This window comes from Hydrogenophaga sp. YM1 (genome assembly GCF_016903055.1).
Classification (GTDB): domain Bacteria; phylum Pseudomonadota; class Gammaproteobacteria; order Burkholderiales; family Burkholderiaceae_C; genus Hydrogenophaga; species Hydrogenophaga borbori.
The window spans coordinates 3,523,889-3,543,564 of the sequence record NZ_CP070223.1 but is presented as its reverse complement, the minus strand read 5'-3'; the positions used below and the strand labels follow the sequence as shown (position 1 = coordinate 3,543,564).

Genomic DNA, 19,676 nt, shown 5'->3' with positions numbered 1-19,676 from the left:
CGATCTCCCCGGGTTCAGTCGTGCCGCGCCCGCAGGTACAGCAGCTGCGCACGCGCCTCGGGCCATTCGCCCGCGCGCATGCTGTACATGACGGTGTCGCGGATGGTGCCGTCGCGGCGCAGGGCGTGGCCGCGGATGACGCCGTCCTTCCTCGCGCCCAGCCGTTCGATGGCCTGTTGCGAGGCGAAGTTGTAGTTGTCGGTGCGCCAGCCCACCACGTGGCAGCCCAGGGTGTCGAAGGCGTGGCCCATCATGAGCAGCTTGCAGGTGGTGTTGACGTGGGTGCGCTGCGCGCGCCGGGCGTACCAGGTGTAGCCGATCTCCACGCGTTTCACCGCGGGCAGGATGTCGTGGTAGCTGGTGCTGCCCAGCACCGCGCCGCTGGCCTCGTCGACCACCGCGAAGGCGAAGCGGCTGCCTTCCTCGCGCATGCGCAGCGCGGTGTCGATGTAGTCGCGCGTCTGGCCGGGTTCGGGCACGGAGGTGACCCGCAGCTTCCAGAGCTCGCCATCGGCCGCCGCCGCGCGCAGGCCGTCCTCGTGGCGCGGCTCCAGGGGCTCCAGCCGCAGGCCGCGTTCGCTCAGGACGACGGGGGCCACGAACATCAGCGGTTCCTCTGGTTCATGAACACCAGCTTCTCGAACAGCGTGGTGTCCTGCTCGTTCTTGAGCAGCGCGCCGACCAACGGCGGAATGGCGACCTTGTCGTCGGCGCTCTGCAGGGCCTCCAGCGGGATGTCCTCGGCCATCAGCAGCTTGAGCCAGTCGAGCAGTTCGCTGGTGCTGGGCTTCTTCTTCAGGCCGGGCAGGTTGCGCACGTCGTAGAAGGTCTTCATGGCGACCTTCAGCAGGTCCTGCTTGAGCGTGGGGAAGTGCACGTCGACGATCTTGTGCATCGTCTCGGCGTCGGGGAACTTGATGTAGTGGAAGAAGCAGCGGCGCAGGAAGGCGTCGGGCAGCTCTTTCTCGTTGTTCGAGGTGATGAAGACCAGGGGGCGGTGCTTGGCCTTGATGAGCTCGTGCGTTTCGTAGCAGTAGAACTCCATGCGGTCGAGCTCGCGCAGCAGGTCGTTCGGGAATTCGATGTCGGCCTTGTCGATCTCGTCGATCAGCAGCGCGACCGGCTGGTCGGCCGTGAAGGCCTGCCACAGCACGCCCTTGACGATGTAGTTGTGGATGTCCTTCACCCGCTCGTCGCCCAGCTGGGAGTCGCGCAGGCGGCTGACCGCGTCGTATTCGTACAGGCCCTGCTGGGCCTTGGTGGTGCTCTTGATGTGCCACTGCAGCAGGGGCATGTCCAGGGCCTGGGCGACCTCCTCGGCCAGCATGGTTTTGCCGGTGCCGGGCTCGCCCTTGACCAGCAGCGGGCGCTTGAGCGTGATGGCGGCGTTGACCGCCAGCATCAGGTCTTGCGTGGCGACGTAGTTCTGGGAACCCTGGAATTTCATGGAGGCGGCCTCGGGGTGGCGGCGCGGCTGCCCGCGCGCGGGACTCGGGATGTGGCGGGAGACGCGGCGACCGCTCATATAATTCGCGGTTGATCTTTCCCGGCCGTTCTTGATTGTGCTAGCAAAATGACCCCACTGCTGAAACCGATCGCCCGTACCCTTGTCGCCGCTGCGACGCTGTTTGTCGCTGCCGCATCGGCCCAGGCGCAGGGCGTCACCGGTGACGTCGAAGCCGGCCACAAGAAGGCCGAGATGTGCATCGGCTGCCACGGCATCCCCGGCTACCAGAACAGCTTCCCCGAAATCCACAAGGTGCCCAAGATCTCGGGCCAGGGCGCGCCATACATCGTGGCGGCCCTCAAGGCCTACCAGAAGGGCGACCGCAAGCACCCGTCCATGCGCGGCATCGCCGGCTCGCTGAGCGAGCAGGACATGGCCGATCTCGCGGCCTTCTACGCCGGCCAGGCCGGCCCCGCCGCGCCGGAGACCCCGGCCGCCGCGAGCGCCGAGGTCGCCGCGCTGCTGCAGAAGGGCGCCTGCGTCTCCTGCCACGGCGTCAACTTCAGCAAGCCCATCGACCCGAGCTACCCCAAGATCGGTGGCCAGCACCCCGACTACCTGTTCGTGGCGCTCAAGTCGTACACCGTCGAGGGCAACAAGCTGATCGGCCGCAGCAACGGCATCATGGCCGGCATTGCCAAGCAGTACACCCCGGCCGAGATGCGCGCCATCGCCAAGTACCTCAGCACCGTCCAGGGCGAGCTGCAGACCGTGCCGCAGTCGCGCTTCCGCTGATCGATTCGCGAAGCGCCCCCAACAAAAAGCCGCTCACCGAGCGGCTTTTTGTTTTCCAGGGTCACCACGGAACCGGCTTTGCCGGGCCGTCGGTGATGCCCCCCTTTCAAGGGGGGACGCGCGGAGCGCGGCGGGGGGTTAATCCACTGTCGCCCGCCGGCGCACGGCGTCGATGTAGGCCTGGCCGTCGGGCGGGCGACCGGCGCGCTGGCTTTCCCAGAGCATGGCGCCCAGGCACTCCATCACCTCATGGTGGGCGGTGTGCAGGTCGCCCCGGCGCGCGGTGAGCAGTTCCACGGCCTGGCGAATGCCCGGCGGTTGGTCGATGCTGGACTGCTCGCTGATCGACAGGTGCATGGACAGGTGCAGGAAAGGGTTCTCGCGCGCCGCGTCGGGCTGGCTCAGCCGCGCCACGGCGGCCTCGGCATCGGCCAGTTCGCCGTGGTACTCGGGGTGCTCGGCGATCCACTGGGCAGCGAGCTGCTCCAGCGCGTCCATGGGCTGGGCGTCGCGCAGCTTGGCGTAGGCGCCGCAGAAGAAGCGGCGCACGTCGGCTTGGGAAGGGTTGAACATGGCGCGATTGTCCCCGGGACTCAAAGCCGCCACTGCGGCAACTGCCAATCGCGCCACAGCGCCAGGCCGCGCAGCCCGGCCGTGACGCCCACGCAGGCCAGCAGCGCCAGCCAGCCCGGTGCCGCGATCGCCCACAAGCCCGCGTAGACCCAGCCGCCCACGAAGGCGCAGACCGCGTAGGGCCGGTGGTCGCGAAAGGCGCTGGGGATCTGGTTGCAGACCACGTCGCGCAGCACGCCGCCGGCCACGCCAGTGACGATGCCCATGAGCACGGCCACCAGGGGCGGCATCTCCAGCAGCAGCGCCTGGTGCGCGCCGGTGGCGGCGAACAGGCCCAGGCCCAGGGCGTCGGGCCACTGCATGGCGCGCTCGGTGACCTCGAAGTGCCGTGTGCGCAGGAACAGCATGGCCAGCACGCTCAGGCCCAGCACGCCCCACAGCAGCTCCACGTGGTGCACCCAGAAGAACGGGCGCTGGTCGAGCAGCAGGTCGCGCAGCGTGCCTCCGCCGAAGGCCGCCAGAAACCCGACGACGACCACACCGACCGCGTCGAGCCGCTTGCGCGCGCCTTCCAGGATGCCCGACAGCGCGAAGGCCGCGGTGGCGGCCACCTCCACCAGCAGCCTGAGGGTTTCCCCCCACAATGTCACGTTTTGCATCGCCGGATTGTCTTCCGTGTCATCGCTTCCCCTCATCACCGACCCTTTCTTCTATGCCGTGGCCGTGCCGGCCGTGCTGCTGCTGGGCATCAGCAAGAGCGGCTTTGGCGCCGGCTTCGGTTCGCTGGCGGTGCCGCTGATGGCGCTGGCCGTGACGGTGCCGCAGGCCGCGGCCATCCTGATGCCGGTGCTGCTGGTGATGGACCTGCTGGGCATGGCGGCCTTCCGCAAGAACGTGGACCGGCAATTGCTGAAGTTCCTGTTGCCCTATGGCCTGCTGGGCATCGTGATCGGCACGCTGCTGTTCCGCTGGCTGGAGCCGCGCCTGGTCGCGGGCATCGTGGGCGCCTTCACGCTGCTGTTTCTGGCCCAGCGCCTGCTGTTCCCGCCCCGGCCCGACAGCGCGCCGCCGCCGCGATGGGTGGGCGCCATCCTCACCGCCACCTCGGGCTTTACCAGCTTCGTGGCGCACGCGGGCGGGCCGCCGATCAACGCCTACGTGATCCCCATGCGCCTGCCGCCGCTGCTGTTCACGGGCACCATGGCCTTCTTCTTCTTTTTCGTGAACATGGCCAAGTGGGTGCCCTACGCCTGGCTGGGGCTGATCGACCTGCGCAACATGGCCACCTCGCTGGTGCTGCTGCCGCTGGCGCCGGTGGGGGTGTGGATCGGGGTGCGCATCGCGCACCGCATCCGGCCGGTGCTGTTCTACCGCCTCATCTACACCGGCATGTTCCTCACGGGCTGCAAGCTGGTCTGGGACGGGCTCGGGCTAACATAGGCTTACCTGTGCCAGTACCGGCCGCCCCAGGGGGCCGAACTCAAGGAGACGACATGCCGATCGTGGTGGTTGCGAATCCGAAGGGGGGCGTCGGCAAGACCACGCTGTCGACCAATGTGGCCGGCTACTACGCCAGCCGCGGCCATACAGTCATGCTGGGCGACGTGGACCGCCAGCAGTCATCCGCGCTGTGGCTGCGCTTGCGGCCACCCACGGCGCGCCCCATCCACACCTGGGAGGTGTCGCACGACCAGATCGCGCGCCCGCCGAAAGAGGCCACCCACGTGGTGCTGGACACGCCCGCCGGCTTGCACGGCAAGCGCTTCAAGGATGTGCTCAAGCTGGCCAACAAGGTCATCGTGCCGCTGCAGCCCAGCATCTTCGACATCTACGCCACGCGCGATTTCCTCGACGAGCTGACCGAGACGCGCCGCGCCGCCGTGGGCATCGTGGGCATGCGGGTCGATCCGCGCACCATCGCGGCCGACAAGCTGGCCGAGTTCGTGGCCGGCCTGGACCTGCCGGTGCTGGGCTACCTGCGCGACACGCAGAACTACATCCACCTGGCCGCGCGCGGCCTCACGCTGTTCGACGTGGCGCCCTGGCGGGTGGAGAAGGATTTGCAGCAGTGGCAGGGCATCTGCGACTGGCTGGACCGCTGAGGCAGGGGCTTGTCGCGCGCCCGACATCCGATCGCGGCCCGGATTTGTAGAGTGCGCCCATGCGCACATTCGACACCCTCGAGGAATTCGACGCGCTGGTGGGCCGGGCCGTGGTCACCAGCGACTGGGTCACCATCACCCAGGAGCGGGTGAACCGCTTCGCCGACGCCACCGGTGACCAGCAGTGGATCCACGTCGATGTGGAGCGGGCCAGGGCCGGCCCTTTCGGCGCGCCCATCGCACACGGCTTTCTCACGCTGTCGCTGCTGCCGGTGTTCTTCGAGTCCGCGATGAACGTGCGCGCCTCGCGCATGGGCGTGAACTACGGGCTGAACCGGGTGCGCTTCACGGCCCCGGTGCCGGTGGGCAGCCGCCTGCGCGCGCACATGGCGCTGCAGGCCTGCGAGCCGATCGACAACGGCGGGCGCCAGATGACCTGGGCGGTCACGGTGGAGCGCGAAGGCAGCGAGAAGCCGGTGTGCCTGGCCGAGTCGCTGGTGCGCCACTACCCCTGAGCGCCGGGCTCAGCGGATGCGGGCGAGCTGCTTCGGGTCCAGCCAGTCTTCGAAGAGTTGGCGCAGGGCGTCGATGCGCGCGGCGGCCACGTGCTGGCTGTGGCGCTGGGCGATGAGCTGGAAGGCGTCGTTGCGCAGCAGCCAAAGCTCCTGGGGGCTGCGCGCCTGCTCGATCTGGCGGCGCAGGCGCAGGGCTGGCACGGAGTGCACGCAGTCCTCGATGGTGGCCAGCAGGCGCTGGCGGATGGCGACGATGTCCCGCAAGTGGGGCGTGCGCGGCTGGGGTTGGGGGTGCACCACGCCGATCCATCGGGCGATGCGCGCGATCACCGGGTGTCCCTGAGGCCCGCGGTCCCGGCGCGGACCGGTGGCGGGCAGCCGGTGGTGGCGGGGGTTGATCGTGGTCTCCATGTCGCGCATGGTGGAGCAGTTGCCACAAATGGGGGATGTTTCAGGGGGAACTCGCGTGATATGGATCACGCAACCCCGCCTTGGAAGCCGTTTTGGCGCCAGGCTTCGAACACGGTGACGGCCACCGCGTTGGACAGGTTGAGGCTGCGCTGGCCCGCCCGCATGGGCAGGCGCAACCATTGACCGGGGGCAATGTCCGCCCGGACCGCCTCGGGCAGGCCGCTCGACTCCGCCCCGAACACCAGCCAGTCGCCCGCCCGCCACGCGGTGTCGTGCACGCCGCGCCGGCCGCGCGTGGTCAGCGCGAACAGGCGCTCGGGATCGGGCTGCGTGGCGTGCAGAAAGGCTCCCCAGCCGGCGTGTCGGCGCACCTCGGCGTACTCGTGGTAGTCCAGTCCGGCGCGCCGCATTAGCTTGTCGTCCATGGAAAAGCCCAGGGGCTCGATCAGGTGCAGCGCGCAGCCGGTGTTGGCGCACAGGCGGATCACGTTGCCCGTGTTGGGCGGGATTTCGGGGTGGACCAGGACGACATTGAACATGGTGGGGCGCGCATGATAGTGGTGCGCCTCAGTCCGCGCGCTCGTGCGGTGCTGGCGTGCGGGCGAAGACCAGGGCGTCGACGCGCGCGGCGCCCGCCGCCAGCAGGGCCTGCGCGGCGGCGTCCAGGGTGGCGCCGGTGGTGACCACGTCGTCCACCAGCAGCAGCCGGGCGCCGCGCAGGCGCGACAGGTACTCGGCCGGCACCGCGAACGCGCCGCGAAGGTTGCGCAGGCGTTCTTCGCGGGCCAGGCGGTGCTGTGCGGGGCCGTCGCTCAGGCGCATCAGCGCGTCCGGCCGCAGTGCGTCTGGGTGCCGTGGCACGAGGGCCCGGGCCAGCGCCCAGGGCGGGTGGTGGCCGCGTTCGGCCAGGCGCCCGGGGGTTAGCGGCAGGGGCACGATGCCGTCGGCCGCGTCGAGCAGGGCGCCGGCGCCGGGCGCGTCCCGCATCAGCCCGGCGAAGGTCCGGGCCCAGGCGGTCTCGCCGTGGAATTTGAAGCGCGCGATCAGCCGGTCCCAGGGAAAGGTGTAGTCCACCGCGGCCACGCAGGCGCCGAGAACGCGATCGGCGGCCCGCGCCCGGCAGGGGCAAGGCGAAGCGTCGCTGGCGGGCGCGGCGCAGCGCGGGCAGCGGGGGCGCGGCGGCGCGAAGCGCTGGCGGCAGGCCTCGCACAGCGGCCAGGCCGGCCACTGGCCGCACACATGGCATTGGCTGGGCCATGACCAGCCGGGTGTCCATACGGCGAAGCGGCGCATGCGGGCTCAATATACTGAGCGCCCCCTCCCGATACCGGGGCCGGTTCGCACCGGCCCGCCGCCTTGAACCCATCCCCCTCCGACGCCGCCGACGCCGTGCCCGGCCTCGATGCCGTGGCCTGCGCCCGCTGGCAGGGCCTGCCGCGCACACACAGCCCCTGGCTGCACGAGGAAGTGGGCGGGCGCATGGCCGAACGCCTGCAGTGGTTCCGCGAGCCGCCCACGAGCTGGCTGCACTGGGAGCCTGTGCTCGGCGGCCTGAAGACGCATGCGCGCCTGCGCGCGGCGCTGCCCCGCGCCGAGTGGCAGGTGTGGTCGCGCGACATGGCGCGCGCCGCCGCGGCCACCCGGGAGGCCGCGCCCCGATCCTGGAACCCGCTGCGCCCGCGCTGGGTGGAGCCCCGAGCCGCCGACCCGCAGCGGCCGGTACAAATGCTCTGGGCCAACATGGGCCTGCACGCCGAGCCCCAGCCGCAGCGCCTGATCGCGCGCTGGCATTCGCACATCGCGACCGGCGGTTTCCTGATGTTTGCCTGCCTGGGCCCGGACAGCCTGAACGAGCTGCGCGCGGTCTGGGCCGCCGAGGGCTGGCCGGCGCCCGCGCACGCCTTCACCGATATGCACGACTGGGGCGACATGCTGGTGCACGGCGGCTTCGCCGAGCCCGTCATGGACATGGAGCGACTCGAACTCACCTACGGCAGCGCCTCCAGCCTGGTCGATGAGTTGCGCGGCTTCGGTCGCAACCTCTCGACCGAGCGCTTCGGGGCCTGCCGGGGCCGGGGCTGGCGTGAGCGCCTGTTGGCGGCGATCGAGGCGCGTGGCCCGCGAACCGACGGCGGCCGCCTGCGCCTGACGGTCGAAATCGTCTATGGCCACGCCTTCAAGGCGGCGCCCAAGCCGCCGCGCGGGGACGCCACCGTGCCGCTGGACGCGCTGCGCGAGCAGCTGCGCCAGCGCCGCGGCTGAGCCAAACCCGACCAAGGGGTCCCGGCTTGCGGTCAGGGCTCCCTATGGCGGCGGCTACAATCCCGCGGTTTGGGTTCAAGGGCATTTCCCCCTGTGCCGGCGTGCCGCGTCCGGGGGCGCGTTCCTGATTGGCGCGTGAGATGCGACTGCCTTGCACGGCGCGCGAAGCGCTGGCGCAGGCCTGGCAGGTTTTGGTGTAATCGGGGTCGATATCAATCGACACTTATATTTGAGGCGCAACAAGTGAGCAAGACGACAAAGACGCTGCAAGCCCTACGTGCAGCGCGGAACGCGGTGGGACTGGCGCTGCTGAGCGCCGGGGTCTGGACCTCGGCGGCCGCGCAGAAGGTCAACGATCTGCCGGGCGGCCCCGCGGTCAACCAGCTCAACTTCGCCCCGCCGGTCACCAAGATCGCCGAAGAGCAGCACTGGCTGCACTGGTTCATGATGGGCATCTGCGCCGTGATCTTCGTGATCGTCTTCGGCGTCATGTTCTATTCCATCCTCAAGCACCGCAAATCGGTGGGCCACCAGTCGCAGGCGCTGCCCGAGCCGATCTGGGTGGAGCTGGGCTGGACCATCGTCCCCCTGCTGATCGTCATCGGCATGGCGCTGCCCGCCACCAAGGTGCTGGTGGCACAGAAGGACACCACCAACGCCGACGTGACCATCAAGGCGGTGGGCATGCAGTGGAAGTGGGGCTACGAATACATCAAGGGCGAGGGCGAGGGCATCGGCTTCCTCTCCACGCTGGACACCTCGCACCGCGTGATGTCCAACAGTGGCAAGCCCGAGGCCACCGACGACTACCTGCTCAAGGTCGACAACCCGCTGGTGGTGCCCGTGGGCAAGAAGGTGCGCATCATCACCACCGCCAACGACGTGATCCACGCCTGGATGGTGCCGGCCTTCGGCGTCAAGCAGGACGCCATCCCCGGCTTCGTGCGCGACACCTGGTTCCGCGCCGAGAAAACCGGCGACTTCTACGGCCAGTGCGCCGAGCTGTGCGGCAAGGAACACGCCTACATGCCGATCCACGTGAAAGTGGTGTCGGCCGAGGAATACAGCGCCTGGGTGGGCGAGAAGCACAAGGCCATGGCCGCCGCGGCCGATGACCCGAGCAAGGTCTGGACGCTGACCGACCTGGTCAAGCGCGGCGAATCCGTCTACGCGGCCAACTGCGCGGCCTGCCACCAGGCCAACGGCAAGGGCGCGGGCCCCATCAAGCCGCTCGACGGCTCGGCCGTGGTGCTCGACGCCGACAAGGGCAAGATGATCCATGTGCTGCTCAATGGCCAGAACAACGGCGCCATGCCCGCCTGGAAACAGCTCTCCGACACCGAGCTGGCCGCGGTCATGACCTACGCCAAGAACAGCTGGAGCAACAAGACCGAACAGATCGTGCAGCCCGCCGAAGTGCAGGCCGCGCGCCAGTGACCCGTCCGCGCATCGAGATTGAGAACCTGAGGAACAGACCATGAGTGCAGTGCTTGACCACCACGACGCGCACGGCCACGACCACGACCACCACGCCCCCACGGGCTGGCGCCGCTGGGTGTTTGCCACCAACCACAAGGACATCGGTACCCTGTACCTGCTGTTCTCCTTCACCATGCTGATGATCGGTGGCCTGCTGGCCCTGGGCATTCGCGCCGAGCTGTTCCAGCCCGGCCTGCAGCTGGTGAACCCCGAGCTGTTCAACCAGCTCACCACCATGCACGGCCTGATCATGGTGTTCGGCGCCATCATGCCGGCCTTCGTGGGCTTCGCGAACTGGATGATCCCGCTGCAGATCGGGGCCTCCGACATGGCCTTCGCGCGGATGAACAACCTGAGCTTCTGGCTGCTCATCCCGGCGGCCCTCATGCTCGTGGGCTCGTTCTTCATGCCCGGCGGCGCGCCCGCCGCGGGCTGGACGCTCTACGCGCCGCTGACGCTGCAGATGGGCCCCTCGATGGACGCCGGCATCTTCGCCATGCACATCATGGGCGCCTCGTCGATCATGGGCTCGATCAACATCATCGTGACCATCCTGAACATGCGCGCGCCCGGCATGACGCTGATGAAGATGCCCATGTTCTGCTGGACCTGGCTCATCACCGCCTACCTGCTGATCGCCGTGATGCCCGTGCTGGCCGGCGCCATCACCATGACGCTGACCGACCGCCACTTCGGCACCAGCTTCTTCAATCCCGCCGGCGGCGGCGACCCGGTGATGTACCAGCACATCTTCTGGTTCTTCGGCCACCCCGAGGTCTACATCATGATCCTGCCGGCCTTCGGCATCGTGAGCCAGGTCGTGCCCGCCTTCGCGCGCAAGAAGCTGTTCGGCTACGCCTCCATGGTCTACGCCACCGGCTCCATCGCCATCCTGTCCTTCGTCGTGTGGGCGCACCACATGTTCACCACCGGCATGCCGGTGACGGGTCAGCTCTTCTTCATGTACTCGACCATGCTGATCGCCGTGCCCACGGGCGTGAAGATCTTCAACTGGGTCGCGACCATGTGGAAAGGCTCGATGACCTTCGAGACCCCGATGCTGTGGGCCGTGGGCTTCATCTTCGTGTTCACCGTGGGTGGCTTCACCGGCCTGATCCTGTCGGTGGCGCCGATCGACATCCAGATGCAGGACACCTACTACGTGGTGGCGCACTTCCACTACGTGCTGGTGGCCGGTTCGCTGTTCGCCATGTTCTCCGGCCTCTACTACTGGCTGCCCAAGTGGACCGGCGTGATGTACAGCGAGACCCGCGGCAAGATCCACTTCTGGTGGTCGATGATCTCGTTCAACATCACCTTCTTCCCGATGCACTTCCTGGGTCTGGCCGGCATGCCTCGCCGCTACGCCGACTACCCCATGCAGTTCGCCGACTTCAACATGATCGCGTCCATCGGCGCCTTCGGCTTCGGTTTCGCGCAGGTGTACTTCTTCCTGGCTGTTGTCCTGCCCGCCATGCGCGGCCAGGGCGAAAAGGCCCCGCAGAAGCCCTGGGACGCGGCCGAAGGCCTGGAATGGGAAGTGCCTTCGCCGGCGCCCTTCCACACCTTCGAGAACCCGCCCAAGCTCGACGCCACCGCCACCAAGGTGATCGGCTGAACGCCTCGCACGCCACGCCATGACGCCTGAACAGAAAAAGAGCAACGCGCGCCTGGGCCTGATCCTGGCCTCGGTGGCCGTGGTCTTCTTCCTCGGCTTCGTGGGCAAGATGGTGCTGCTGGGCGGCTGAGCGGAGCGTTTCGATGGGTCTGCGCCAGGAAAACCTCAAGATCGTGGGCAAGCTCTGCGTGATCGCGCTGGGCATGTTCGCGTTCGGTTATGCGCTGGTGCCGATCTACCGCCACATCTGCGAAGCCCTGGGCATCAACGTGCTGGCGGTGTCGGAAACGCGCATTCCCGGCGCGGCCCAGCTGCCCGCCAATACCCAGGTGGATCGCAGCCGCACCATCACCGTCGAGTTCGACACCAACGTGCGCGGTCCCTGGAATTTCAAACCCGCCGTGCGTTCGCTCCAGGTCCACCCCGGTGAACTCACCACGGTGCTGTACGAGTTCCAGAACATCCAGAACCGCACCATGGCCGCGCAGGCCATCCCGAGCTACGCGCCCAAGCAGGCGGCCGCCTTTTTCAACAAGCTCGAGTGCTTCTGCTTCACGCAGTACACGCTCGCGCCTGGCGAGAAGAAGGAGTGGCCCGTGGCCTTCGTGATCGACCCGCGCCTGTCCAAGGACGTCACCACCATCACGCTGTCGTACACCTTCTTCGAGGTGGGCGGCAAGACACCACCGGCGCCCGACGCGGCGGCCCTGGCGCCCGACGCCAAGGCGCAGGGGGGCGCGTGAACCGCATGGCCACGCCACCGCAATCCGGGTCCCTGCTGAGCACCGTCAAGGCCGTGCTCTGGGGTTTCCTGGGGCTGCGTCAGCGGGGCGAGTACGAGAAGGACATCAAGCGCCTCAACCCGCTGCACCTGGTGGCGGTGGGCCTGGTGATGGCCTTCATCTTCGTCGGCGCGCTCATCGCGCTGGTGAATTGGGTCGCCGGATGAGGGCGGCGACCCGCGCAGACTATTCATTGACATCGACACAGCGATAGCACAACAGGAGTGAGCAGCATGTCCGCAGCATCCCATGGCTCGACGCCGTACTACTTCGTCCCCGGACCGTCGCGTCATCCGGTCATGGCCGCCATCGGCCTTTTCTTCGTGATCCTGGGCGCCGCCCAATGGATCAACGGCCACGGGTGGGGCGCGTATTCGCTCGCCTTCGGCCTGGCCTTCTGGCTGTTCGTGCTGTTCCAGTGGTTCCGCGACGCCGTGCACGAGAGCGAGACCGGCATGTACGGCCGCAAGATCGACCTCTCGTTCCGCTGGAGCATGAGCTGGTTCATCTTCTCCGAGGTGATGTTCTTCGGTGCCTTTTTCACCGCCCTGTGGTGGGCGCGCGCGCACTCGGTGCCCAACCTCGGCAGCATCGAGAACGCGCTGATCTGGCCCGACTTCTCGGCCGTGTGGCCCAGCCTGCAGGCCGGCGCCACCGCGTCGCCGGGCAACATCGTCGAGCCCTTCCAGACCGTGGGCCCGTTCTGGCTGCCCACCATCAACACGGCCCTGCTGCTCACCTCGGGCGTCACGCTGACCATCGCTCACCACGCGCTGCAGGCCGGCCAACGCGCCAAGACCATCGGCTTCATGTGGATCACCGTGCTGCTGGGCTTCGTCTTCCTGCTGGTGCAGGGCTACGAATACGCGCACGCCTACGCCGACCTGAACCTCAAACTCAGCTCGGGCATCTTCGGCTCCACCTTCTTCATGCTCACCGGCTTCCACGGCTTCCACGTGTTCGTGGGCATGCTGATGCTGCTGTTCATCACCCTGCGTCTGCACAAGGGCCACTTCACCGCCCAGCGCCACTTCGGCTTCGAAGGCGCGGCCTGGTACTGGCACTTCGTGGACGTGGTCTGGCTGGGCCTGTACATCCTCGTTTACTGGATGTGATGCCCACCCCGGGACGATCGCCCCATGAAAAAAGCGCCGCGAGGCGCTTTTTTCTTTCGGTGCCGGCGCGCCGCGCTCAGCGCTGCACCGGTAGGCCAGTTGGCTGGATCCAGCCCATGAAATACGCCACCAGCACCAGCACGAACAGCAGGACGGAAAAGCCCACGCGAAAGGCCAGGGCGCGCGCCATCTGTCGCTTGCGCGGGGCCTCGCCCTCGCTGCCGTCGTGCACGCCGCCGCGCATCATGAACACCAGCGCCGCGGCCAGGCTGCCGATGATGGCCACGAAAGCCACGATCACCACGTATTTCATGGCCCGCATTATCCGGGGCCGGCCGCGCGCCGCTGTCGGACAAGGCCGCGCGGAGGACGGGCGATGAGCCGCGCGCGATTCCTGGTCGTCACCGTGGCCACGGCGCTCACCATGGCCGCGACCGCGTCGCTGGGCCTCTGGCAGCTCGACCGCGCGCGGCAGAAGACCGCGCTGCAGGCCGCCATCCTGTCGCGCGCCGAGCTGCCCGCCTGGGACAACGCCGCGCTGCTGGCGCAGACCGACCCCTCCGCCGGCGTGTACCGGCCGGTGCGCCTGCGGGGCCAGTGGATCGCGCGGCACAACGTCTTCCTGGACAACCGCCAGATGGACGGCCGCGTGGGCTTCTTCCTGGTCACGCCGCTGCGCCTGAGCGGCAGCGAACGCGTGGTGCTGGTGCAGCGCGGCTGGGTGCCGCGCGACTTCCACGACCGCGCGCGCGTGCCCGACGTCGACACCCCGGCGGGCGAGGTGACCGTGCAGGGCCGCTTGGCCCCGCCGCCCGGGCGCCTTTACCAGTTCGGCGAGGCCGGTACCGGGGCCATCCGGCAAAATATCGACCCCGCCGCCTACCGCCTGGAAACCGGGCTGGCGCTGCTGGACCCCTCGGTCCAGCAAACGGGCGACGACGAGGGCCCGCTGCGCCGCCAATGGCCGCTGCCGGCCGTCGACGTGAGCAAACACCACGGCTACGCCTTCCAGTGGTTCGCCCTGTGCACCCTGGTCGCTGGCCTTTACCTCTGGTTCCAGATCATTCAACCCCGCTGCCAACGCGCCCGCCTCCATGGCCAAGACGCCCGATGAACCCCTGACGCTGACGGTGCACAGCCTGCCCACGCCCGACCGTGGCGATGCCGAGCGCGCCGCCGCCACACGCAGCGGCCGCTGGAAGATGCTGGCCATCCTGCTGGTCTGCGCCTCGCCCGTCATCGCCTCGTACCTCACCTATTACGTGATCCGGCCCGAGGGCCGCCGCAACTACGGCGAGCTCATCGCGGCGCAACCCCTGCTGCCGGCGATCAACGGCACCGACGCCCAGGGCCGCTCGGTGCCCCTGAACTCGCTGGAAGGCCAGTGGCTGCTGGTCAGTGTGGCCGACAGCGCCTGCGACGCCGCCTGCGAGAAGCACCTGTACCTGCAGCGCCAGCTGCGCGAGACCCTGGGCCGCGAGAAAGACCGCCTCGACTGGGTCTGGCTGCGCACCGGCGCCAGCGAGCTGCGTGAGCCGCTGAAAGCCGCGACGGCCGCCGCCACCGTGCTGTACGTCGACGCCGCCGCGCTGGCGCAGTGGCTGCAGCCCGCGCCCGGCCATCGCCTGGAAGACCACCTCTACGTGGTCGACCCGCTGGGCCACTGGATGCTGCGCTTCCCGGCCGACATCGACCCCACGCGCGCCAAGCGCGACCTCGACCGCCTGCTGCGCGCCTCCTCGGCCTGGGACCAGCCCGGCCGCGGCGTCGGCGGGCACCCCGGCGGTTGATCGCATGGACGCCCCGTCTTCCCTGGTCGACCTCGCGCCGCTCACGCGCATGATGCTGCTGGGCATCGCGATCGCGTTCGGCCCGCTGGTCTGGATCGGCCTCAAGCACCGCCAGGCCAGCCCCGCGCAGCGCCTGCGCGTGCTGACCCTGGTCACGCTTTTCCTCACCTTCGACCTGGTGCTGTTCGGCGCCTTCACGCGCCTCACCGATTCCGGCCTGGGCTGTCCCGACTGGCCTGGCTGCTACGGCGCGGCCAGCCCGCTCGGCGCGCACGCCGACATTTCCGCCGCGCAGTCGGCCATGCCCACCGGCCCGGTCACCTTCTCCAAGGCCTGGATCGAGATGGTCCACCGCTACCTCGCCACCGGCGTGGGTGTGCTGATCATCGTGCTGGCCGTGGGCAGCTGGATCGAACGCCGCCGCATCCACGTGCACTGGGTCTGGCCGGTGGTCACGCTGGCCTGGGTCTGCCTGCAGGGCGCCTTCGGCGCGTTCACGGTGACCATGAAGCTCTTCCCCGCCATCGTCACCCTGCACCTGCTGGGCGGCCTGGTGCTGCTGGCGCTGCTGCGCGCGCAATCGGTGGCCTACCGCCTGGGCGAGCCGGGCAGCGCCGGCCCCACGCCCATCGGCGCGGCGCAGCGCGGCTGGCTATTGGCCGCCTTCGCACTGGTGTGGCTGCAGATCGCACTGGGCGGTTGGGTCAGCACCAACTACGCCGTGCTGGCCTGCAGCGAGTTCCCCACCTGCCAGGGCAGCTGGTGGCCCGCCATGAACCTGCGCGAGGGCTTCACGCTCTGGCGCGAACTGGGGGCCAACCACGCGGGTGAGGCCATCACCTTCCCGGCGCTCACCGCCATCCACTACGTGCACCGCCTCATGGCCTACGCCGTGTTCGCGCTGCTGCTGGCGCTCGCCTGGGCGCTGTGGCGCGTGCCGGGGCTGCAGCGCTTCGCGCGCGTGCTCGTGGCCCTGTGCGCCTGGCAGTTCCTCACCGGTCTCAGCAATGTCGTGCTCGACTGGCCGCTGCTGGCCGCCGTGGGCCACACCGGCGGCGCCGCCGCGTTGGTGATCGCCTTCACGGGCGCCGTGGCCGCCACGCGCAGCGCGGAGGTTTTCCCGTGAACACAGAAGTGCATCCCTTGTCCCTGCCGTCGACCTGGCGCCAGTTCCACGCGCTGACCAAGCCGCGCGTGATCCAGCTGATTGTGTTCTGCGCGCTCATCGGCATGGTGCTCGCCGTGCCCGGCCTGCCGAGCTGGCCGCAGCTGCGTCTCGCGGCCGTCGCCTGCTTCGGCATCTGGCTGGTGGCCGGCGCGGCGGCGGCCTTCAACTGCGTGGTCGAGCAGCACATCGACGCGAAGATGAAGCGCACCGCCTGGCGTCCCACGGCCAAGGGCGAGCTCACCAACTGGCAGACGCTCACGTTCTCGGCCGTACTGTGCGCGATCGGCTCGGCCATTCTCTGGTTCTGGGTCAACCCGCTCACCATGTGGCTGACCTTCGCCACCTTCGTGGGCTACGCGGTGGTCTACACCGTCATCCTCAAGCCGCTCACGCCGCAGAACATCGTGATCGGCGGGGCCTCGGGCGCCATGCCACCGGTGCTGGGCTGGGCGGCCATGACGGGCACGGTCGCGCCCGAGGCGCTGGTGCTCTTTCTCATCATCTTCCTCTGGACGCCGCCGCACTTCTGGGCGCTGGCGCTCTACCGCGTGGAGGACTACCGCAAGTCCGGCCTGCCGATGCTGCCGGTCACGCACGGTTCCGAGTTCACGCGCCTGCAGATCCTGCTCTACACCTTCGTGCTGCTGGCGGCCACGCTGCTGCCCTTCATGCTGCGCATGAGCGGCTGGTTCTACCTGGTGAGCGCGCTCGCGCTCGGCCTGGGTTTCTGCGGTTACGCCTTCGCGCTGTGGCGGAACTATTCCGACGCCCTGGCTCGAAAGACTTTCCGCTTCTCGCTCATCCACCTGTCGCTGCTGTTCGCGGCGCTGCTCATCGACCACTACCTGCCATGGTGAAGAACACCGTCTCCCGCCGCCGCCTGATGGCCGCTGGCGCCGCTTCCCTGCTGCTGGCCGCGTGTTCCGAGTCGCCGCCGGCGTTCAAAGGCATCGACATCACCGGCGCCGACTACGCCACCGGCTTCTCGCTCACCGACCACAACGGCCAGAAGCGCACGCTGGACGACTTCAAGGGCAAGGTGGTGGTGATCTTCTTCGGCTTCACGCAATGCCCCGACGTGTGCCCCACCTCGATGACCGAGATGGCCGAGGCCAAGCGCCTGCTCGGGCCCGACGGCGATCGCTTCCAGGGCCTGTTCATCAGCGTGGACCCCGAGCGCGACACGCCCGAGGTGATGAAGCAGTACGTGACCCAGTTCGACCCGAGCTTTCTTGCGCTGTACGCGGCGCCCGGCGAGCTGGAGGCCGTGGCCAAGAGCTTCAAGGTCTACTACAAGAAGGTCGAGGGCAAGACGCCCACGAGCTACACCATGGACCACTCGGCGGGCAGCTACGTGTACGACACGACGGGGCGCATCCGCCTCTACAACCGCTACAACAGCGGCGCGCAGTCGCTGGCCGACGATGTGAGGCTACTGCTGAAGGGCTGAGCATCGGCCAGGCAGGAAAAAGGGCGCCCGAGGGCGCCCTTGTCGCGTGAGCGGTTCGAATTCAATCCACCTTGGCGCCGCTGAGCTTGACCAGGCGCTCGTACTTGGCGCGCTCGCGGGCCATGAACTCGCCGAAGGCCTGGGGCGTGCTGGGCGCCGGCTCGGCCATCAGGGCGGCGAACTTGCCCTTCACGTCCGGCGACTGCAGGGCCTTGGTGAAGGCCGCGTTGAGCTGCGACACCACGTCGGCCGGCGTGCCGGCCGGGGCCACCAGGCCCCACCAGGTGTCGATCTCGAAGCCGGGCAGGGTCTCCGCGACGGTGGGCACCTCGGGCATCACGCCGCTGCGCTGGGCGGTGGTGACGGCCAGGGCCTTGAGCTTGCCCGCGCGGATGTTGGCCGCCGCGGTGGCGAGGTTGTCGAAGTTGAAGTCGACCTGGCCCGACAGCAGCCCCAGCTGCGCCGGGTTGCCGCCGTTGTAGGGGATGTGCACGGCGAACACGCCAGCCTGGTTCTTGAACAGCTCGCCCGCCAGGTGGCCGGCGCTGCCGTTGCCACCCGAGCCGTAGTTGAGCTTGCCCGGGTTCGCTTTGCCGTAGCGGATGAGGTCGCGCACGCTCTGGATGTTCAGGCGCTGCGCGGTCTCGGCGTTCATCACCAGCACGTTGGGCACACGCAGCATCTGCGTGACGGGCGCGAAATCCTTCGCCGGGTCGTAGGGCAACTGCTTGAACAGCCAGGGGTTGATGCCGTGCGAGGCCGTGGTGGCGATGCCCAGGGTCAGGCCGTCGGGCGCGGCCTTGGCGACCTGGCTCACGCCAATGTTGCCGCCGGCGCCGGGGCGGTTCTCGATGATCACCGTGCCCAGCGAATCCTTCACCGCGTCGGCCAGGACGCGCGCCGTCACGTCGATCGGCCCACCGGCCGCGAAGGGCACCACGATGCGTGTGGTGCGGGCTTGTGCCCAGGCGGGCAGGGCGAGCGCGGTGGTGGCGAGGGCGATGGCGTGGCGGCGGGAAATCATGCGGTGTCTCCTAGGGGGTGGGGGTGTTCAGACCTTGTCCGCGGCGGAAGTGAAGGCGTCGGCGAAAAAGCACTCCTCGGGCAGGCCGGCCTGCGCCACGTAGTCGCGCTTGGCCGATTCGACCACGATGGGCGCGCCGCAGGCGTAGACCTCGAAGCCGCTCAGGTCGGCGTGGTCTTCCAGCACGGCGCGGTGCACGAAGCCCGTGCGGCCGGTCCAGGCGTCCTCGGGCTGGGCGTCGGACACCACGGGCACGTACTTCAGGTTCGGCATGGCGGCCAGCTGCTCCTCGATCCAGGCGCTCTGGTACAGGTCGGCCGGGCGGCGGCCGCCCCAGTACAGGGTGGCGGGGCGCTGGATGCCCTTGAATCGCATGTGCTCGACGATGGCCTTGATGGGGGCGAAGCCCGTGCCGGAGGCGAGCAGCACCATGGGCTTGTCGCTGTCCTCGCGCAGGAAGAAGCCGCCGAAGGGGCCTTCGATGCGAAGGATGTCCTTCTCCTTCATGGTGGAGAAGACCTGGTCGGTGAACTTGCCGCCGGGCATGTGGCGCAGGTGCAGCTCCAGCCCTGGCGCCTCGGCCTGCGTGTGCGGCGCGTTGGCCATGGAGTAGCTGCGGCGGTCGCCGTCGCGCAGGATGAACTCCACGTACTGGCCCGCGCGGTACTGGAAGGTGTCGCTGGCGGGCAGCTGCAGGCGCACCACCATCACGTCGTGCGAGGCGCGCGTGAGGCTGTTGACGCGCGCGGGCATCTTCTTGATGGGGAAGGCACCGAGCTCGGTGACCTGGCGCGACTCCAGCACCACGTCGCTGTGGGCCACGCCGCAGCAGGTGAGCACGTAGCCCGCGGCCTCCTCGTCGGCCGACAGGGCCTTGGCCTGGTGCGGCCCGTGCACCACGGTGCCCGACACCAGCTTGCACTTGCAGGAGCCGCAGGCGCCGTCCTTGCAGCCATAGGGCAGGCCGATGCCCTGGCGGATGCCGGCGGCCAGCATGGCTTCGTCGGGGTTGGCGGTGAAGGCGCGCCCGCTGGGCTGCACCGTGATCGTGAATGTCATACTCGCCGTCTTCTTTCTGTCGAGGGGCGCGCTCCGGTGGCGCACCCCGTTCCAAGCAACCGCGCATTGTCGCAAAAACCCGTTTT

26 protein-coding genes are annotated in these 19,676 nt (G+C 68.8%); 16 read left to right on the top strand and 10 right to left on the bottom strand.

Going from position 1 to position 19,676, the window contains the following annotated elements:
- Positions 1 to 14: 14 nt before the first annotated feature.
- Together JNX00_RS16770 and JNX00_RS16765 are read right to left on the bottom strand one after the other, a co-directional pair.
- Positions 15 to 608 carry a GNAT family protein gene (locus tag JNX00_RS16770; RefSeq protein ID WP_204745088.1) on the bottom strand — a complete coding sequence of 198 codons (594 nt, stop codon included), beginning with the start codon at positions 606 to 608 and terminating at the stop codon, positions 15 to 17.
- On the bottom strand, positions 605 to 1,447 hold the full coding sequence (locus JNX00_RS16765; RefSeq protein WP_070397356.1) for a MoxR family ATPase: 843 nt from the start codon (positions 1,445 to 1,447) through the stop codon (positions 605 to 607). Before JNX00_RS16765 ends, JNX00_RS16770 begins: the two co-directional genes overlap by 4 nt.
- Positions 1,448 to 1,573: 126 nt before the next feature.
- Here JNX00_RS16765 and JNX00_RS16760 point away from each other — a divergent pair, with 126 nt between their 5' ends.
- Complete coding sequence (locus JNX00_RS16760; RefSeq protein WP_139146912.1) at positions 1,574 to 2,242, top strand: c-type cytochrome; 669 nt, start codon at positions 1,574 to 1,576, stop codon at positions 2,240 to 2,242.
- Positions 2,243 to 2,380: 138 nt separating this feature from the next.
- On the opposite strand, the gene JNX00_RS16755 is transcribed toward JNX00_RS16760, so the two are convergent.
- A complete protein-coding gene (locus tag JNX00_RS16755) occupies positions 2,381 to 2,815 on the bottom strand; it encodes a DUF1841 family protein (RefSeq protein ID WP_204742943.1) in 435 nt (144 codons plus the stop codon).
- Between the two features lie 20 nt (positions 2,816 to 2,835).
- Positions 2,836 to 3,474: a trimeric intracellular cation channel family protein gene (locus JNX00_RS16750; RefSeq protein ID WP_204742942.1), complete on the bottom strand. Its 639-nt coding sequence runs from the start codon at positions 3,472 to 3,474 to the stop codon at positions 2,836 to 2,838.
- Between the two features lie 16 nt (positions 3,475 to 3,490).
- On the opposite strand from JNX00_RS16750, the gene JNX00_RS16745 reads away from it, so the two are divergent.
- The 3 genes from JNX00_RS16745 to JNX00_RS16735 are packed head-to-tail and all read left to right on the top strand — an operon-like array spanning position 3,491 to position 5,432.
- Positions 3,491 to 4,255 (top strand): sulfite exporter TauE/SafE family protein, encoded by a 765-nt coding sequence (locus tag JNX00_RS16745; protein ID WP_070397359.1) that lies wholly within the window; start codon positions 3,491 to 3,493, stop codon positions 4,253 to 4,255.
- A gap of 53 nt (positions 4,256 to 4,308) precedes the next feature.
- Positions 4,309 to 4,917 (top strand): ParA family protein, encoded by a 609-nt coding sequence (locus tag JNX00_RS16740; protein WP_070397360.1) that lies wholly within the window; start codon positions 4,309 to 4,311, stop codon positions 4,915 to 4,917.
- Positions 4,918 to 4,976: 59 nt separating this feature from the next.
- Positions 4,977 to 5,432, top strand: a complete 456-nt coding sequence (locus JNX00_RS16735; protein WP_070397361.1) for a MaoC family dehydratase — start codon at positions 4,977 to 4,979, stop codon at positions 5,430 to 5,432.
- A gap of 9 nt (positions 5,433 to 5,441) precedes the next feature.
- Here the strand turns inward: JNX00_RS16735 and JNX00_RS16730 are convergent, their stop codons facing one another.
- The 3 genes from JNX00_RS16730 to JNX00_RS16720 all read right to left on the bottom strand — a co-directional run bounded on the left by JNX00_RS16730 (position 5,442) and on the right by JNX00_RS16720 (position 7,136).
- On the bottom strand, positions 5,442 to 5,843 hold the full coding sequence (locus JNX00_RS16730; protein WP_139146913.1) for a hypothetical protein: 402 nt from the start codon (positions 5,841 to 5,843) through the stop codon (positions 5,442 to 5,444).
- A gap of 65 nt (positions 5,844 to 5,908) precedes the next feature.
- A complete protein-coding gene (trmL, locus tag JNX00_RS16725; RefSeq protein ID WP_204742941.1) occupies positions 5,909 to 6,382 on the bottom strand; it encodes a tRNA (uridine(34)/cytosine(34)/5-carboxymethylaminomethyluridine(34)-2'-O)-methyltransferase TrmL in 474 nt (157 codons plus the stop codon).
- A 28-nt stretch (positions 6,383 to 6,410) separates the two neighbouring features.
- Positions 6,411 to 7,136, bottom strand: a complete 726-nt coding sequence (locus JNX00_RS16720; RefSeq protein WP_204742940.1) for a phosphoribosyltransferase family protein — start codon at positions 7,134 to 7,136, stop codon at positions 6,411 to 6,413.
- Between the two features lie 63 nt (positions 7,137 to 7,199).
- Here JNX00_RS16720 and JNX00_RS16715 point away from each other — a divergent pair, with 63 nt between their 5' ends.
- The 7 genes from JNX00_RS16715 (at position 7,200) to JNX00_RS16690 (ending at position 13,099) form a co-directional block, all read left to right on the top strand.
- Positions 7,200 to 8,105, top strand: a complete 906-nt coding sequence (locus tag JNX00_RS16715; RefSeq protein ID WP_204742939.1) for a biotin synthase — start codon at positions 7,200 to 7,202, stop codon at positions 8,103 to 8,105.
- Positions 8,106 to 8,399: 294 nt separating this feature from the next.
- Positions 8,400 to 9,542, top strand: a complete 1,143-nt coding sequence (gene coxB / locus JNX00_RS16710; RefSeq protein ID WP_239478345.1) for a cytochrome c oxidase subunit II — start codon at positions 8,400 to 8,402, stop codon at positions 9,540 to 9,542.
- A 40-nt stretch (positions 9,543 to 9,582) separates the two neighbouring features.
- Positions 9,583 to 11,202: a cytochrome c oxidase subunit I gene (gene ctaD, locus JNX00_RS16705; RefSeq protein ID WP_070397366.1), complete on the top strand. Its 1,620-nt coding sequence runs from the start codon at positions 9,583 to 9,585 to the stop codon at positions 11,200 to 11,202.
- Between the two features lie 19 nt (positions 11,203 to 11,221).
- Positions 11,222 to 11,332, top strand: a complete 111-nt coding sequence (locus tag JNX00_RS22395; RefSeq protein ID WP_217494338.1) for a cytochrome oxidase small assembly protein — start codon at positions 11,222 to 11,224, stop codon at positions 11,330 to 11,332.
- A gap of 13 nt (positions 11,333 to 11,345) precedes the next feature.
- Positions 11,346 to 11,945 (top strand): cytochrome c oxidase assembly protein, encoded by a 600-nt coding sequence (locus JNX00_RS16700; protein ID WP_070397367.1) that lies wholly within the window; start codon positions 11,346 to 11,348, stop codon positions 11,943 to 11,945.
- A 5-nt stretch (positions 11,946 to 11,950) separates the two neighbouring features.
- The gene (locus JNX00_RS16695) at positions 11,951 to 12,151 is read left to right on the top strand and encodes a DUF2970 domain-containing protein (RefSeq protein ID WP_070397757.1); all 201 of its coding nucleotides are present in this window, start codon (positions 11,951 to 11,953) and stop codon (positions 12,149 to 12,151) included.
- Positions 12,152 to 12,217: 66 nt separating this feature from the next.
- Complete coding sequence (locus JNX00_RS16690; protein ID WP_204742938.1) at positions 12,218 to 13,099, top strand: cytochrome c oxidase subunit 3; 882 nt, start codon at positions 12,218 to 12,220, stop codon at positions 13,097 to 13,099.
- Positions 13,100 to 13,175: 76 nt separating this feature from the next.
- Here JNX00_RS16690 and JNX00_RS16685 read toward each other — a convergent pair whose 3' ends face one another.
- Positions 13,176 to 13,412 carry a twin transmembrane helix small protein gene (locus JNX00_RS16685; RefSeq protein WP_070397369.1) on the bottom strand — a complete coding sequence of 79 codons (237 nt, stop codon included), beginning with the start codon at positions 13,410 to 13,412 and terminating at the stop codon, positions 13,176 to 13,178.
- A gap of 63 nt (positions 13,413 to 13,475) precedes the next feature.
- Between JNX00_RS16685 and JNX00_RS16680 the strand changes: the two genes are divergently transcribed.
- Genes JNX00_RS16680 through JNX00_RS16660 form a run of 5 tightly spaced genes read left to right on the top strand, consistent with a single transcriptional unit; the run spans position 13,476 to position 17,507 of the window.
- On the top strand, positions 13,476 to 14,213 hold the full coding sequence (locus JNX00_RS16680) for an SURF1 family protein (protein ID WP_204742937.1): 738 nt from the start codon (positions 13,476 to 13,478) through the stop codon (positions 14,211 to 14,213).
- Positions 14,194 to 14,889: a hypothetical protein gene (locus tag JNX00_RS16675; protein ID WP_204742936.1), complete on the top strand. Its 696-nt coding sequence runs from the start codon at positions 14,194 to 14,196 to the stop codon at positions 14,887 to 14,889. Before JNX00_RS16680 ends, JNX00_RS16675 begins: the two co-directional genes overlap by 20 nt.
- Positions 14,890 to 14,893: 4 nt before the next feature.
- Positions 14,894 to 16,015 (top strand): COX15/CtaA family protein, encoded by a 1,122-nt coding sequence (locus JNX00_RS16670; protein ID WP_204742935.1) that lies wholly within the window; start codon positions 14,894 to 14,896, stop codon positions 16,013 to 16,015.
- On the top strand, positions 16,012 to 16,914 hold the full coding sequence (gene cyoE, locus JNX00_RS16665) for a heme o synthase (RefSeq protein WP_204742934.1): 903 nt from the start codon (positions 16,012 to 16,014) through the stop codon (positions 16,912 to 16,914). The genes JNX00_RS16670 and cyoE overlap by 4 nt, the downstream gene beginning before the upstream one ends.
- Before the next feature lie 26 nt (positions 16,915 to 16,940).
- Positions 16,941 to 17,507: an SCO family protein gene (locus JNX00_RS16660; RefSeq protein ID WP_239478344.1), complete on the top strand. Its 567-nt coding sequence runs from the start codon at positions 16,941 to 16,943 to the stop codon at positions 17,505 to 17,507.
- Between the two features lie 61 nt (positions 17,508 to 17,568).
- On the opposite strand, the gene JNX00_RS16655 is transcribed toward JNX00_RS16660, so the two are convergent.
- Both JNX00_RS16655 and JNX00_RS16650 read right to left on the bottom strand, forming a co-directional pair.
- Complete coding sequence (locus tag JNX00_RS16655; RefSeq protein WP_204742932.1) at positions 17,569 to 18,531, bottom strand: tripartite tricarboxylate transporter substrate binding protein; 963 nt, start codon at positions 18,529 to 18,531, stop codon at positions 17,569 to 17,571.
- A 27-nt stretch (positions 18,532 to 18,558) separates the two neighbouring features.
- Positions 18,559 to 19,590, bottom strand: coding sequence for a CDP-6-deoxy-delta-3,4-glucoseen reductase (locus JNX00_RS16650; protein ID WP_070397376.1), 1,032 nt, complete (start codon positions 19,588 to 19,590; stop codon positions 18,559 to 18,561).
- Positions 19,591 to 19,676: the final 86 nt, after the last annotated feature.